At 62.9% G+C, this 13,870-nt stretch carries 14 protein-coding genes and 1 CRISPR repeat array; of the genes, 10 read left to right on the forward strand and 4 right to left on the reverse strand.

Annotated features, from left to right (window positions below; genetic code table 11):
* Window positions 1-20 precede the first annotated feature (20 nt).
* Window positions 21-527: a hypothetical protein gene (locus tag V9F06_02955; GenBank protein MEI2616587.1), complete on the reverse strand. Its 507-nt coding sequence runs from the start codon at window positions 525-527 to the stop codon at window positions 21-23.
* A gap of 246 nt (window positions 528-773) precedes the next feature.
* Here V9F06_02955 and cas3 point away from each other — a divergent pair, with 246 nt between their 5' ends.
* Genes cas3 through cas2 form a run of 8 tightly spaced genes read left to right on the forward strand, consistent with a single transcriptional unit; the run spans window position 774 to window position 8,309 of the window.
* Window positions 774-2,966 (forward strand): CRISPR-associated helicase Cas3', encoded by a 2,193-nt coding sequence (gene cas3 / locus V9F06_02960; protein ID MEI2616588.1) that lies wholly within the window; start codon window positions 774-776, stop codon window positions 2,964-2,966.
* A gap of 21 nt (window positions 2,967-2,987) precedes the next feature.
* Entirely contained in the window at window positions 2,988-3,170 is a 183-nt protein-coding gene (cas5, locus tag V9F06_02965) for a CRISPR-associated protein Cas5 (GenBank protein MEI2616589.1), read from the forward strand.
* A complete protein-coding gene (locus V9F06_02970; GenBank protein ID MEI2616590.1) occupies window positions 3,149-3,643 on the forward strand; it encodes a type I-E CRISPR-associated protein Cas5/CasD in 495 nt (164 codons plus the stop codon). The genes cas5 and V9F06_02970 overlap by 22 nt, the downstream gene beginning before the upstream one ends.
* The gene (gene cas8c / locus V9F06_02975) at window positions 3,643-5,355 is read left to right on the forward strand and encodes a type I-C CRISPR-associated protein Cas8c/Csd1 (protein MEI2616591.1); all 1,713 of its coding nucleotides are present in this window, start codon (window positions 3,643-3,645) and stop codon (window positions 5,353-5,355) included. The genes V9F06_02970 and cas8c overlap by 1 nt, the downstream gene beginning before the upstream one ends.
* A 9-nt stretch (window positions 5,356-5,364) precedes the next feature.
* Window positions 5,365-6,288, forward strand: coding sequence for a type I-C CRISPR-associated protein Cas7/Csd2 (cas7c, locus tag V9F06_02980; GenBank protein MEI2616592.1), 924 nt, complete (start codon window positions 5,365-5,367; stop codon window positions 6,286-6,288).
* Between the two features lie 5 nt (window positions 6,289-6,293).
* Entirely contained in the window at window positions 6,294-6,953 is a 660-nt protein-coding gene (cas4, locus tag V9F06_02985) for a CRISPR-associated protein Cas4 (GenBank protein ID MEI2616593.1), read from the forward strand.
* A 1-nt stretch (window position 6,954) separates the two neighbouring features.
* Window positions 6,955-7,986 (forward strand): type I-C CRISPR-associated endonuclease Cas1c, encoded by a 1,032-nt coding sequence (gene cas1c / locus V9F06_02990; protein MEI2616594.1) that lies wholly within the window; start codon window positions 6,955-6,957, stop codon window positions 7,984-7,986.
* Between the two features lie 32 nt (window positions 7,987-8,018).
* Entirely contained in the window at window positions 8,019-8,309 is a 291-nt protein-coding gene (gene cas2, locus V9F06_02995) for a CRISPR-associated endonuclease Cas2 (protein MEI2616595.1), read from the forward strand.
* 177 nt (window positions 8,310-8,486) lie between these two features.
* Window positions 8,487-9,681: direct repeats of the CRISPR family, unit length 37 nt; unit sequence GTCGCACCCAGTCTGAGGATTGGGTGAGGATTGAAAC.
* Window positions 9,682-9,724: 43 nt separating this feature from the next.
* On the opposite strand, the gene V9F06_03000 is transcribed toward cas2, so the two are convergent.
* Window positions 9,725-10,975 (reverse strand): MFS transporter, encoded by a 1,251-nt coding sequence (locus tag V9F06_03000; GenBank protein ID MEI2616596.1) that lies wholly within the window; start codon window positions 10,973-10,975, stop codon window positions 9,725-9,727.
* 119 nt (window positions 10,976-11,094) lie between these two features.
* On the opposite strand from V9F06_03000, the gene V9F06_03005 reads away from it, so the two are divergent.
* The gene (locus tag V9F06_03005; GenBank protein MEI2616597.1) at window positions 11,095-12,138 is read left to right on the forward strand and encodes a GntG family PLP-dependent aldolase; all 1,044 of its coding nucleotides are present in this window, start codon (window positions 11,095-11,097) and stop codon (window positions 12,136-12,138) included.
* A gap of 136 nt (window positions 12,139-12,274) precedes the next feature.
* Here the strand turns inward: V9F06_03005 and V9F06_03010 are convergent, their stop codons facing one another.
* The gene (locus tag V9F06_03010) at window positions 12,275-12,457 is read right to left on the reverse strand and encodes a hypothetical protein (protein MEI2616598.1); all 183 of its coding nucleotides are present in this window, start codon (window positions 12,455-12,457) and stop codon (window positions 12,275-12,277) included.
* A 177-nt stretch (window positions 12,458-12,634) separates the two neighbouring features.
* On the opposite strand from V9F06_03010, the gene V9F06_03015 reads away from it, so the two are divergent.
* A complete protein-coding gene (locus tag V9F06_03015; protein ID MEI2616599.1) occupies window positions 12,635-13,006 on the forward strand; it encodes a helix-turn-helix transcriptional regulator in 372 nt (123 codons plus the stop codon).
* Here V9F06_03015 and V9F06_03020 read toward each other — a convergent pair.
* A complete protein-coding gene (locus V9F06_03020; protein ID MEI2616600.1) occupies window positions 13,003-13,806 on the reverse strand; it encodes a hypothetical protein in 804 nt (267 codons plus the stop codon). The genes V9F06_03015 and V9F06_03020 overlap by 4 nt on opposite strands.
* Between the last annotated feature and the right edge of the window lie 64 nt (window positions 13,807-13,870).

A 13,870-nucleotide genomic window follows, 5' to 3' on the forward strand; every position in this document is an offset into this window, starting at 1 on the left:
GTCGCAACGCCCCGCCCGGTTCAACCGGACGGGGCGTCTGCCTGCCAGACCGCTAGCCCGCGGACGCGCTCCAGCGCCGCTCGGTCGGAGATCGGCAGATCGAGCGCCAGCAGGCAGCGAAGCGCCCGCGCCAGCTCGGCCCGGATTGTGGCGGGGCGGTCGTCAAAGCGACCAGCCCCGGCGTTGAAGAATCCGTCCGACAGCGCGACCAGCAGCGTCCAGGCGATGGCCGGCCGGAGGTCGCCCATGATCGTCGTCAGCGACGCCCGTCCGGCCGCGTCCCCCTCGGGATCGTCGCGAAACAGCGTCGCCAGCCCAAGGATCACCTCCGCGCCGGTTACCGCCGGAACGCGCCCCACCACGAGCTGCAGCAAGTCCCCCTGCGCTGCCTCGACTAGCTCCCAGCTTGCTGTCGTGTGCGCCCGGAACGCGAGCCGATACGCCTCCGGCGTCGCATCCGTGCGCGCCTCCCAAGTGTCACCCGGCCCGCCGATACACACACCGGTCTGATTCCCTGTTGTCGCCATCCTCTCGATTCCCGTCCTCTCATTGCCTTGATGATTCGAGTTTTACAGTCCATCGTAGACCGACGAAATCCTGAGTCGCGGTCGTTGACGGTGACGTAAGACAAGGACATGCATCATGTTTTCACTGGATCATAGAACCAGCTATGGTATATTACGCTGTAGTACTGATACAGAAACTTTGACACATTTATGATACCGATTTGATGTCACAGGATCGTCGTTTGCGTCAGCCGGGAGGTAGTCAGTATGCGGGGCGACACCGACGCAACAATGGCCTACGCCCATTCCCGTAATCAACAAGGTAACCGACACTTGCTACTCGACCATCTTATTACCGTCGCTCAGACGACGCAGGGATTCGCGGAGGCCTTCGGAGCCGCGGAGTTAGGCTGGTGGGTCGGCCTTTGGCATGACCTGGGGAAGTACCATCCCGAATTTCAGCAATACCTCCTCGGTGTTGAACGTGACTTGTATACCCGGCGACGCGGCCCCGACCACAAGGCCGCAGGGGCGAAGCTGGCCGCACAGTATGCACCGCCACTCACCCAGCCGATCGTCGGACACCATGGCGGGCTTCGTGATCAGGAGACCGAGTTACGTGTGTGGCTGAATGAACGACTCCCGGAGCAACGTGTGAATGAAGCACTGGCGATCGCGCGGTCGGTCATTGCTGACTTGGAGCCGATGTCTCCGCTAGCAGCGCCACCCTGGCTGCGGTCACCCCTTTCGCTGGAATTTTTTCTCCGGATGCTCTTCTCCGCGTTGGTCGATGCCGACTTTCTGGATACCGAAGCGCACTTCGACCCTGGGCGGTATGACTCACGGCGCGCGACACTCCCGTCTATTCCAGAGTTAACTCACGAGCTCGAAGCCGATCAGAGAAGAATTTCGGGCAAGGGCGATAACGTCGTTGCCGATGTTCGGCACAGCGTCTATCTCGATTGCCTGAATGCAGCGATTCAGCCCCCGGGCTTCTTCCGGCTTTCTGTCCCGACTGGTGGAGGGAAGACTCGCTCTGGGCTTGCATTCGCGCTGCGTCACGCCGCACAACACGATCTCAAGCGGGTGATCGTCGCGATTCCCTATACGTCGATCACCGACCAGACCGCAGCCACCTACCGTTCGATCTTTCAGTCGTCGCATGCCGTCCTTGAGCACCATAGCGCAATCCAACGGTCCGAACCAGATGACGACATCGATCGCGATTGGGAACGGCTCGCGGCCGAAAACTGGGACGCGCCAATCGTCGTAACGACCACGGTCCAACTCTTTGAGAGCCTCCTCGGTAAATCGACGAGAGCGTGCCGCAAGCTGCATAACATCGCCAACAGTGTGATCATTCTGGATGAAGTACAGACGCTGCCGGAACGGTTGCTTGCTCCGATCCTGGATGTCCTTCGCGAACTCGTCACCAACTACGGCGTTACTGTCGTCCTCAGCACCGCGACCCAACCGGCGATTGATGCGAGTGCCGGATTTCGTGGACTCCCGAACGTCCGTCAAATTGTCTCCGATCCGATTGCGCACTTCGACCGGCTGAAGCGGGTTGTCTACCATCTGCCGGCTGCGCGCGGAGAGCAGTGGGCCTGGGAACGCGCCGCCGACGAGATGCGGACGAGCCCGCAGTCGCTCGCGATCGTCAATACGAAGTCCGACGCGCTAGCGCTGCTCGACGTGTTGGGCGATCCTGATGCGCGCCATCTGTCGACGCTGCTGTGTGGCGCACATCGGCGCGATGTCCTTTCGGAAGTAAAGGATCGCCTGCACAACGGTGAGCCATGTCGCGTCGTTGCGACCCAGGTCGTGGAGGCGGGGGTTGATCTCGACTTCCCGCTGGTATTGCGCGCCGTTGGCCCGCTCGACCGTATCGTGCAGGCGGCCGGCCGCTGCAATCGTGAGGGTAAGCTCGAGAGCGGCCGTGTTGTCGTTTTCCAGCCTGAAGAAGGCTACGAACCGCCGGGCGCATATCGGACGGGCACGGATATTGCTCGCGCGATGCTCTCCCGTCCGGGCTTTGACTTTCATGATCCCGCTGTCTATTGGGACTACTTCCGCGCTCTGTACGACCGTGTTTCACTCGATGCGCCGAGGATCCAGGAGGCACGCGCGAACCTCGAGTACTCCACTGTGGCTGAACGCTTTCGTCTCATAGCAGATGACACGGCATCAGTGCTGGTTCGGTACTGGACGACACTGCCGGACGGAGAGGAGGTGGATAACGCGATCGACCGTTTGCGGACCCGGCGCGGGAACCCGCGACTGATCTGGAGGTTGCTTCAGCCGTTGATCGTGAATGTCCGGTCGACGGTGCTATCGGGATACGCCCGAGAGGGACTCGCCGCCGAGATTGTCCCCGGCCTGTGGGAGTGGTTGGGGGAGTACGATCGCATCCGAGGTCTGGTCGGCGACCGCCGTGACCCCGAAGCTTTGGTGATCTGAGCGAAGAATGACAGGTGAGCTATGGCCGAACGTTCTCTCCTGGAAGTGAAGGTGTGGGGTGACCTGGCCTGCTTCACGCGGCCAGAGATGAAGGCCGAACGGGTGAGCTACCCGGTGATGACGCCGTCTGCGGCGCGAGGCATCCTGGAAGCGATCTTCTGGAAGCCGGAGTTAGCTGGATCGTGCGAGAGATATGGGTGTTGAATCCGGTCAGTTATACGCCCATCATGCGGAACGAGGTTCAGACACGGCAGTCATACCGTACCGCTACCGGTTGGGCCGCGGCTGGAGCCGGAAACTTTGTCGCTCCGGACGACAGGACGCAGCGTCACACACTTGCGCTGCGCGACGTCGGGTACGTCATCCGCGCTGACATGCAGCTTCGGGCGGATGTCCCCGATAACATCGCCAAGTACCGGGACCAGTTTCGTCGTCGGGTCGCGCGCGGCCAATGCTTCAGCATGCCGTATCTTGGCTGTCGCGAATTCTCGGCATCCTTTGGTCCGCTCGATGGCAACGAAACGCCAGTCGCGATCAGCGACGATCTTGGCGGGATGCTGCACGGGATCGACTACGACTTGACCACGCAGGGCGCGGGCACGCCGCGCTTCTTTGCTGCCCGCCTCGACCATGGGGTGCTGCGCGTGCCACCGGCTCCTGAGATTGGGGCGGACTGATGCTCCTGCAAGCGCTTCGTGACTATTCAACCCGGCTCGACGATCTCGGGCCACCGATGTACAAGCGTACGCCGATCAAGTACGAGGTTCAGCTCGATGTCGAGGGCAACCCGATCGGACTTGTCACACTGACTGGCGGCGAGGAGCTTCGGGCTGACCGGGGGCTTCCGATGCTTGTGCCGTTACTCGTTCGGACGAGCGGAATCAAACCGATTTTGCTGGCCGACCGCGGCGACTATGCGCTGGGCTGGGGTGACGGCCCCCGTACTGCGCAGGCTCACCGGGGATTCATCGATCTTGTCAGCGAGTGTGCTGATACAACGGGCGAGCGAGACGTCTTCGCGGTGGTTCACTATCTCGCTCAACCCGATGAATTGCGCATTCCGATGCCAGCGGACGCCGACCCACAGGCCAACGTCACGTTCAGTGTCGAGGGGCGGTGGCCGATTGACTCACCGGCAGTCCGCGCCTTCTGGGCTATGAAAGCCGACCGGTCAGCGTCGGCTGGTGACGGCGAGACCATGATGGAATGTATCGTCTGCGGGGAACGTCGCCCGCCACTACGTCGGATGCCGATCATGATCAAAGGGCTGGGGCCCGTCGGCGGTCAGTCGAGTGGCGCTGCTCTCGTCTCGGCGAACGTGGACGTCTTCGAATCGTTCCATCTCAAGAACAACCATATCGCGCCGATGTGCAGTGACTGCGCGGAGCGCGTCTCGAAAGCGCTCAATGCACTCATCGAAGACGAATCGTCGCGTCTTTACCTCGGGCGCGTCCTGTATGTCTTCTGGACGCGAGAGCCGACGTCGTTTGCCTGGGGTACGCTCCTTTCCCGGGCTGACCCAGGGCAGGTCGAGGCGCTCCTGACGGCAGCATATCGTGGCAGGTCTGGGGCGATGACGCTTGATGCGACCGCGTTCTACTGCGTCGGGCTCTCGGGCAGTGGCGGGCGCGTCGCCGTGCGGGGCTGGATCGACACCACCGTCTCAGAGGCAAGCCAGAATCTCGCCCGTTACTTCGCGCTCCAAAGGCTCGTGGATATCCGTTCCAGCGACCAACGCTACTTTGGCATTCGCTCGTTGGCCGATGCAACGATCCGTGAGGGGAGCAAGGATCCGCCGTTGCCAGATGTGCCGCAGGCACTGATGCGTCTTGCGCTTCGCGGTGGCGCGCTACCAATGTCGCTTGTTGCTCAGGTGATCCGACGGATTCGCGCCGGACAGGTGGTGAACTACCAGCAGGCGGCATTGATCAAGATGGTGCTCGCGTCGCAACAATCGGAAGGATGGGAGACGTTCATGGTTGGTCTTGACGAGCAAAACCGCGATCCCGCATATCTTTGCGGCCGGCTGCTGGCTGTGCTTGACGTAATTCAGCGGGAAGCACTCGGCGAACGCAATGCGACGATCATCGATCGATTCTTCGGATCGGCATCCACCGCACCACTTTCCGTCTTCGGCCGCTTGACCCGCGGCGCCCAGCCGCATCTCGCGCGCCTCCGTCGCGACAAGCCCGGCGCCTACATCGCGCTGGAGCGACGGATGCAGGACATCCTGGCGGGGATTGGGGCGTTCCCGCGAACGCTCTCGCTGCGCGAGCAGGGCGTGTTCGTGCTTGGCTATTACCACCAGCGAGCGGCTGATGCCGAAGGCCGCCGCCAGGGCGCGGCTGCGCGCCGTGCCAACGATTCAACGCCTGAGAATGAAGGGTAGGAGAACGAGATGACTGCTACGACCGCCGCAACCCACTTGGACCCGACCCGTCGCCACGATTTCGTCCTGCTCTTCGACGTCACCGACGGCAATCCGAATGGGGACCCCGACGCAGGGAACCTGCCGCGGATCGACCCGGAGACGATGCAGGGACTTGTCACCGATGTCGCGCTCAAGCGCAAGGTCCGTGATTGGGTCGATGTCGCGCGTGGGCATGAAGAGCGCTTCAAGATCTACGTCCAGAACCAGGGCATCGCGCTCAACGATCTGCACCAGCGCGCTTATACGGCGCTGGGAATCAAGTCCACCGGTAGCAAACAGAAGCGCGAGGACGTCGATCTGACGCGTCAGTGGATGTGTGAGAACTTCTACGACATCCGCACGTTCGGCGCGGTGATGACGACCGGCGTCAACGCAGGCCAGGTTCGTGGGCCGATCCAGTTGACCTTCGCGCGATCGGTTGACCCGATCGTGCCGCTTGATCTGTCGATCATGCGGATCGCGGTCACCAGAGCCGAGGATACGCGGACGGTTAGCGCCGAAGGCGACGAGACATCAGGCAAGACAACGGAGATGGGGCGAAAGGCGCTCGTCCCGTACGGTCTTTACCGGGCGAACGGCTTTTTCATCCCCAGCTTCGCGCAACAGACGGGCTTCGATAGCGAAGACCTTGGGCTCTTCTGGCAGGCTCTGACGATGATGTGGGATCTGGATCGCTCGGCATCACGCGGTCTCACCGCCTGTCGCGGCCTCTACGTCTTCAGCCACGAAAACCCCCTCGGCAATGCGCCAGCGCACAAGCTGCTGGAACGGGTTCGGATTCAGCGGGAGCCCGACGTCGAAGCGCCGCGTGGCTTTGGTGACTATCGCGTTCAGATCGACGAGACGGATCTTCCGACGGGTGTGACATTGGACCGGCTGACAGAAGGGTAGAAGCCATGGGCGGCGATTCGGTAGGCGAAGGGTTCGACGATGCGCTCGAACCCGTGATGATATCCGCGCTCGAACACTACAGCTACTGTCCGCGACAATGCGCGCTGATCCATCTGGATCAGACGTATACCGAGAATGCCTACACGATCCGCGGGCAGCATACGCACGAGCGGGTCGATCGTACGGATGCCGAGCGCCGCCCTGCCGTCCACCGCGAGTATGCGTTGCCGCTCTGGTCAGAGCGGCTTGGCCTCGTCGGGCGAGCTGACTTGATCGAGTTCACCGCTGCTGGTCCGTATCCGGTCGAGTATAAGAGCGGCAAGAAGCGTTCCTGGGGCCATGAGGCGATTCAGTTATGCGCGCAGGCGATATGCCTGGAAGAGATGCTCGACTGCACAGTGCCTCACGGCGCAATCTACTACCACGGCTCACGTCGTAGACGGAGCGTCTCGTTCGATGACGTGTTGCGGGATCTGGTCGCAGTGACGACGGCCGCGGTGCGCGGGATGTTGGAAGGCAACACACTTCCACTGCCAATGCGTGACGCGCGTTGCACGCATTGTTCGCTGGCCGACGTATGTATGCCAGACATCGCTACGCGCATCTCTTTCGGCGCGCGGGTGATCGACGACCTGTTTATGTGCGATGAGGAGGAGGGGTCGTGAGATGATACAGGCGCTGAATACGCTCTACGTCATGACGCCCGGAGCCTACGTCCGGCTCGATCACGATACTCTCAAGGTTGAGATCGAGCGTGAGGTCAGGCTCCAGGTTCCGCTGCTCCATCTCGGTGGGATCACCTGTTTTGGGAATGTACTGCTCACATCCGCGGTCATCCACCGGTGCGCCGATGAAGGACGCAGTATCGTGTTGCTTGACGGAAACGGACACTTCAAGGCTCGGATGGTCGGAAAGACCAGCGGAAATGTGCTGTTGCGCAGGGCACAGCATGAGGCAGCGATGAGCAATGAACGCGCTGCGGCAATCGCCCGCAACTCCGTCGCTGGCAAGCTGCAGAATTCGCGACAAGTGGTGCTGCGAGCTGGGCGCGAGGCGATAACGACTGATGATACTGCAGCATTTGCCGACGCAGCCCGCCGAATCGCCGATAGTATCCGCAGGCTCGGTGTCAGTCAATCCGGCGACCAGATACGCGGTTATGAGGGCGAGGCGGCGCGGACCTACTTCTCGGTATTTGATCGAATGATTCGAAGTGAGCGCGAGGAGTTCCGGTTCTCGGGTCGGGTGCGCCGGCCACCAATTGGCCGGACGAATGCGCTCCTGTCGTTTCTCTACGCATTGCTTCTGAATGACTGCGTCGCTGCATGCGAAGGGGTCGGGCTCGACCCGCAGGTTGGCTTCCTGCATGCAATACGACCGGGCCGGCCAGCACTTGCGCTCGATCTGATCGAGGAATTTCGCGCCTACATCGCTGACCGTCTCGTGCTGACGCTGATCAACCGCCAGCAATTGCGAGCGAATGACTTTGAAATCCTCCCCGGTGGCGCAGCGCGTTTGACCGATGCTGCTCGAAAGCGCGTCGTTGTCGCATACCAGGAGCGCAAGCGAGTAGAGGTGAATCACCCAGTGCTTGGGCGCGCGGTGCCGATTGGTATCGTCCCGCATGTTCAGGCTCAGCTGTTGGCTCGCCATCTTCGTGGTGATCTCGCCGCGTACCCGCCGTTTCGCGCCAGGTAGCGGCTAGCCAGGCATGAGTGCGGACGGAGAATATGCGCATACTCGTCACATACGATGTCTCGACGGAGACGGCCGCGGGCAAGAGACGACTGAGGAAGGTGGCACTCGCCTGCCTTGCTTTCGGCCAACGCGTACAGAAGTCAGTGTTCGAATGTACGCTCACCGAAGCCCAACTGATGGAGTTCGAGCATCGACTCCTCCGCTGCATCAGCGAACAGGAGGATAGCTTACGCATCTATCGGCTCCGCGAGGATCGCGACCAGTACCTGAAAACCTATGGGGTGACACATGACATCGACTTCGATGCTCCCCTTGTTGTGTGATTGCGCGAACCCTGAGGTCCCATCAACTGCGGCTGGGTTCGCGCGCCGAACTTCCTGCACTGATATGGGCATTTCGGCCCATTGTTGTCGAGAGAAACGGCTCATTGCGAAGCAGCGGGAGGGGTTCGCGCGAACGACCCTCTTTTCCCTGTCCACATCATCAGGAATTGATGTGGAGTCGCACCCAGTCTGAGGATTGGGTGAGGATTGAAACGTTGAGCGTGTGAAACGTGCCGTGCATCGAGTAGCGTCGCACCCAGTCTGAGGATTGGGTGAGGATTGAAACGTCGGCCAGCCGCAGGATGAGGTCTTCGTACTCGGAGCGTCGCACCCAGTCTGAGGATTGGGTGAGGATTGAAACCCAAGATGGACGAGTTGTCTGTCAACCACATGCCGTCGCACCCAGTCTGAGGATTGGGTGAGGATTGAAACACGGTGCTACGGCAGATGTTCCCGGCGCGGGAGTTGTCGCACCCAGTCTGAGGATTGGGTGAGGATTGAAACGATGCGCTGAGGGATATCGGTGGTGTGCGGGCGGTTGTCGCACCCAGTCTGAGGATTGGGTGAGGATTGAAACCTCCGACATGCCCTCGCGGTGCGCGACAACGGCCGTCGCACCCAGTCTGAGGATTGGGTGAGGATTGAAACATTGGCATTCGGTCGGCGTGTGTGCGGGGAGTGTGCGTCGCACCCAGTCTGAGGATTGGGTGAGGATTGAAACTCGTCACGCAACCGCGCCATGTCGCGGTCTCCCTTGTCGCACCCAGTCTGAGGATTGGGTGAGGATTGAAACCGTAAGAGCGCCATGCCTCCCGCGCCTGTCAGCCGTCGCACCCAGTCTGAGGATTGGGTGAGGATTGAAACCTGTCTCGCTGGGCATGAGCGGCAACCCCGCTCGTGTCGCACCCAGTCTGAGGATTGGGTGAGGATTGAAACGCGATGCGCTCACCGGCCGCGTGCGCCGCAGCCCGTAGCGTCGCACCCAGTCTGAGGATTGGGTGAGGATTGAAACGTGTTCCGGCTCAAGGAGATGGAGGACGGCATCGAAGTCGCACCCAGTCTGAGGATTGGGTGAGGATTGAAACTACGAGCCGCTCGAGGTCGGCGCGCCGCACGAGCTGTCGCACCCAGTCTGAGGATTGGGTGAGGATTGAAACCATCACCTCGTCAGGTGTCGCCGTCTGTGTCGCAAGTCGCACCCAGTCTGAGGATTGGGTGAGGATTGAAACGTGGTGCTCAGGTGCACGGACACCACGTCCCGCATGTCGCACCCAGTCTGAGGATTGGGTGAGGATTGAAACCACGGCACGTACCTGCCAGCCTACGGCGGCGGCCGTCGCACCCAGTCTGAGGATTGGGTGAGGATTGAAACTATCGCCGGTGGCCCGTCGCGCCAGACGTGCCACCGGGGACCATCAACCCCCGGCCAGCTCCGCTCGCCCCAGATACCGCCGCAGGAGCAGCAGCAGCGCCAGTAGCGGCGCCGTCGCGATGAGCGCGACGATGAGCGGCAGCTCGGGGGATTGCTCGTAGAGCGCGCCGGCGATGAATGGCGCGATGGCGAAGCCGGCCCCGCCCAGGAGCTCGGCCAACACAAACGTCCTCGACCGCAATCGCTCCGGCGCAGCGTCGCCGAGCGCGGCGTACATCGTGCTCCACGCCACCAGGTACGCCCCACGTGTGAAGTAGGCCAGCGCGAACCAGATGATGGCTGTCCCGGTGGCGAACAGGGCGAGGGCAACGGCTGAGAGCGCGACTGTCAGCAGCAACGCATTCATCGGCCGGCCAAACACGCCGACCTTCGCGATGATGATGCCGAGGATGACGCTACCCGCCGCCGACACCGAGCCGAATTGTCCGATCGTCCCGAAGCCGATACCGTGGACATCGCGCAGGAAGTTCGGCACCAGCGTAAAGCCGGTTGTCAGCACCAGCAGCATCAGCAGAAAGAACCCGGTCAGCAACGCGACCGGCCGGTAGGCCAGCGCCGCCCGGTAGCTGCCACCGGACTGCGCCGCGTCGCTCGATTCGACCGGCCGCAGCCGCGAGAAGAACAGCACCGCAACCAGCTGCCCGACCGCCCCGGCGAAGAAGATCGAACGCAGGCTGACTGTGTCGGCCAGCACGCCGCCAAGGCTCGGCGAGAGCAGCGTTGCCACGCTTGGCCCGACCGTGTAGATCAGCGTGAACGCCCGCGTGCGGGTGCGGTCGTCGGATGAATCAGCGACCACCTTCGAGATGGCCGGGAAGGCGATGTTGCCGGCCGCCAGCAACACGATTGCCGGGAAGAGGTGCCACCATTCCTGCGCCAGCCCATACGCCGCGATCCCGACAACCGAGAGCGACCGCGCCCCGACGATCAGCGTCCGCGGCGACATCCGGTCGGCGATCATCCCGGCCGGCGCGAGGAAGATGAGCCGCGCCACCCCCTGCAGCCCGATCACCAGCCCGACGATTGCCGGGCTGGCCCCCAGCGACTCGATATAGAGCGGCAGCAGCACCTGGTAAAACCCGAACGACAGCTCGTTGAACAGCATCCCCCAGAACAGGATCAGGTTGTTATGGCCCAGCCCCAGATCGTTGCCGATGCCGGGGATGCGCCCGAGCACACCGCTCCTGCGCTGTTGGACGCCTGGTTCGACCTCGACTTGCTCTGCGCCCGACACCGAATGCCCCGCCCGTCTGTGGCATGCCGACGCCCGGCGCCGATGGCCGGGCGAACGCGATAGTATAGCCGCGCGGACAACCCCGCGCTGCTGCCATCGCGACGAAAGGAACCAATCCGATGCCCGACCGCCTGATCGACCTCTCCAGCGATACCGCAACCCGCCCCTCCGCCGAAATGCGCCGCTTCATGGCCGAGGCCGAGGTCGGCGACGAGCAGAACCGCGAAGACCCAACTGTCAATCTGCTACAGGATATGGTCGCCCAGCTGCTGGGCAAGGAGGAGGCGCTCTTCCTCCCCTCCGGCACGATGTGCAATGCCATCGCGATCACGCTCCACACTCGCCCCGGTGATGAGATCATCCTCGACCGCCACGCTCACCCCTACACGTCGGAGGGCGGCGGCCCGGCCGCGCTGGCCGGCGTCTCGGTTGCTCTGCTCGATGGCGAGCGTGGCGTCTTCACCCCCGACCAAGTCCGCGAGGCAATTCGCGATTCCGGCCCGCATTCACCCCGCTCGCGGTTGCTCTCGATCGAGAACACGACCAACCACGGCACTGGCAAGATCTGGCCACTGGAGAATGTTCGTGCCGTCGTCGCGGTCGCCCGCGAGGCCGGCCTGCGAGTCCACATGGATGGCGCGCGACTGATGAACGCGGCCGTCGCCAGCGGCACCCCGGCGCGCAACTACGGCGCGCAGGTCGACACCATCTGGCTCGATCTGTCGAAGGGCCTCGGCGCGCCGGTCGGCGCGGTGCTCGCCGGATCGCACGCCGATATGGCCGAGGCCCGCCGGCTGAAGCACCGGTTCGGCGGGGCGATGCGCCAGGCCGGCATCATCGCGGCCGGCGGTGTATACGCCCTGCGCTACAACGTCGAGCGCATGGCCGACGACCACGCCAACGCACGCCTGCTGGCCGAGGGTCTGTCCCAGATCCCCGGCATCCAGTGCGACCCGGCCGATATCGAGACGAACATCGTCCACTTCGATGTCGCCGAGACTGGTCGGAGCGGAGGCGAGATGAATGCCGCCTTCACCGCGCGCGGTGTTCGGATGGGCGGCGGCAGCGGCCCCCGCATGCGCGCCGTCACCCACCTCGACGTCTCGCGCGCCGACATCGAACGCGCCGTCGAGATCATGCGCGAGGCAGTGCTCGCGGGGTGAAGGATGGGGGATAAGAGCGGTCCGTAGGGACAGGGCTCGCCCTGTCCACGCCCCGCAGGGCGCCCCGCCGATCCCCAACCCGCCAGCATCGTTGAACGTGTCCGACGATCGCCAGGGGCGAACACGAGGTTCGCCCCTATACCCCCCTCATCCCCTCCATGAGCGCCCACTGCCGCAGCCGCTTGCCAGCGTTGACGACCTCGTGGGTTGCGGGCTCGCCCATCGCGTCGGTAGATTCGCGTTCTCCGCTCGCGCCGGAATCCGACGTGGCGCCGAGTGGCGCACGCGGCGCGTTCAACGAATCTGACAGACTTGTCATCCTTGCAGCATGCGGTTGATGAGAGTCTGTGCATCTTCGCCCCGGAAACACGATGATGCATCTATGCGCTCTGTGACAACGGTTGACAATTGTCTCGATGTCATCCAGATTTGACAACACACGCATAGCCGCGTGAGTGGAGGATGGATTGCTAGCTGCGTAGTCAAGGAGACCAATGTGGCCGCACGTTCGCGCAACTCAATGGGGCCGAGGATCCGTGAGCTGCGGATAGAAAACGGAATGACACTCGACGAGCTTGCCCATCGTGCCGGGATCTCTGCAAGTCATCTCTCACGCCTGGAGCGTGGGCAGACCGCGCCGTCGTTCAAGGTCGCGGCCGACATTGCCCGGGAGATCGGCGTCAAGCCCAGCGAGCTGGCGGCGATCCAGCGTGAGCAGTCGGATGTCGACGCCGCGCTGATCGAGGAGCTGGTGGAGCTGGGGTTGAACATGGAAATCTCCCAGCACATCTGCGACCGTATCTCGACCACGGCTCGTGCGGCGCTGCTGGAGGTCCTGCGGCCCAGCGAGGTCGTCGAGGAGAGCTAGTCTCCCAGCCGCTTCGCGTAGATCCAGCGGGTATACAGCAGCTCGAAGCCTCGTCGCTCCATGTTGCGCGGCGAGGCGTTTTCGGTGCCCGTCTGCGCCGTTGCCAGATCGGCCCCCGCGTCGAGCGCGTCGCGTAGACGCTGGCGGATCAACGCACCCTGGCCACCTCGGCCACGGAAATCGGGCATCGTCGTTGCGACGAAGAGTTGGGCAACCCCCTCCGAGACGTAGAGCGCCGATGCCGATCCCGGCTGGCCGTCATATTCCACGAGGTAATGGAACCAGCCGCGATGCTCGATTGTGCTGGCGAAGACATGGCCGCGCACCGACTCTTCCGGAAGCTCGTAGCCGATGTTCAGCACGCGCGCAAACGCTGCGGCGTCGGCCCGGGTGGCGTGACGGGCGACAGGGCCGGCCGGTTCGTCGCCGGACGCGTCCAGATCGGCGCGGCTGAGGCGTCGCCCCCACATGTGCTCCTGGTAATCGCGCGCGAATCCCAACTGGTGGATTCGCTCATCGCCAATAGCAGCGACGACCGCCGGCGATCCGTCGATACCGAGCACCGGCGCGCCGGTCTCACGGACAATTGCCTCAATTCTGCCGATCGTCGACGTTGGGTCGATCGCGATGTCGAGGTTGATAACGCAGTTATAGCCGGGGTCGTCGTCGTGGCGCGACCAGACAGCTGCAACGCCATCCACCTCGACGGTGCTTGTGCCATATCCCGAGGCGGCGCGATACATGCTGGTGAATGCCTCGTTCTCGGCGCGCTCGATTCGCTCGACCATCTCGCGTTCCATCACCGGCTCCCTCGGTCGGTGCGCATCGTGCCTGTGCTCGCCTGAGTATAGGTCAATGGCCGGG

This window comes from Thermomicrobiales bacterium, from assembly GCA_037045155.1.
Taxonomy (GTDB): Bacteria; Chloroflexota; Chloroflexia; order Thermomicrobiales; family CFX8; genus JAMLIA01.

What these genes read in the sequence shown, in the direction of transcription:
- V9F06_02955 (MEI2616587.1), bottom strand. Translation starts at nt 527, where the DNA reads ATGGCGACAACAGGGAATCAGACCGGTGTGTGTATCGGCGGGCCGGGT.
- cas3 (MEI2616588.1), top strand. Translation starts at nt 774, where the DNA reads ATGCGGGGCGACACCGACGCAACAATGGCCTACGCCCATTCCCGTAAT.
- cas5 (MEI2616589.1), top strand. Translation starts at nt 2,988, where the DNA reads ATGGCCGAACGTTCTCTCCTGGAAGTGAAGGTGTGGGGTGACCTGGCC.
- cas8c (MEI2616591.1), top strand. Translation starts at nt 3,643, where the DNA reads ATGCTCCTGCAAGCGCTTCGTGACTATTCAACCCGGCTCGACGATCTC.
- cas7c (MEI2616592.1), top strand. Translation starts at nt 5,365, where the DNA reads ATGACTGCTACGACCGCCGCAACCCACTTGGACCCGACCCGTCGCCAC.
- cas4 (MEI2616593.1), top strand. Translation starts at nt 6,294, where the DNA reads ATGGGCGGCGATTCGGTAGGCGAAGGGTTCGACGATGCGCTCGAACCC.
- cas1c (MEI2616594.1), top strand. Translation starts at nt 6,955, where the DNA reads ATGATACAGGCGCTGAATACGCTCTACGTCATGACGCCCGGAGCCTAC.
- cas2 (MEI2616595.1), top strand. Translation starts at nt 8,019, where the DNA reads ATGCGCATACTCGTCACATACGATGTCTCGACGGAGACGGCCGCGGGC.
- V9F06_03005 (MEI2616597.1), top strand. Translation starts at nt 11,095, where the DNA reads ATGCCCGACCGCCTGATCGACCTCTCCAGCGATACCGCAACCCGCCCC.
- V9F06_03010 (MEI2616598.1), bottom strand. Translation starts at nt 12,457, where the DNA reads ATGACAAGTCTGTCAGATTCGTTGAACGCGCCGCGTGCGCCACTCGGC.
- V9F06_03020 (MEI2616600.1), bottom strand. Translation starts at nt 13,806, where the DNA reads ATGGAACGCGAGATGGTCGAGCGAATCGAGCGCGCCGAGAACGAGGCA.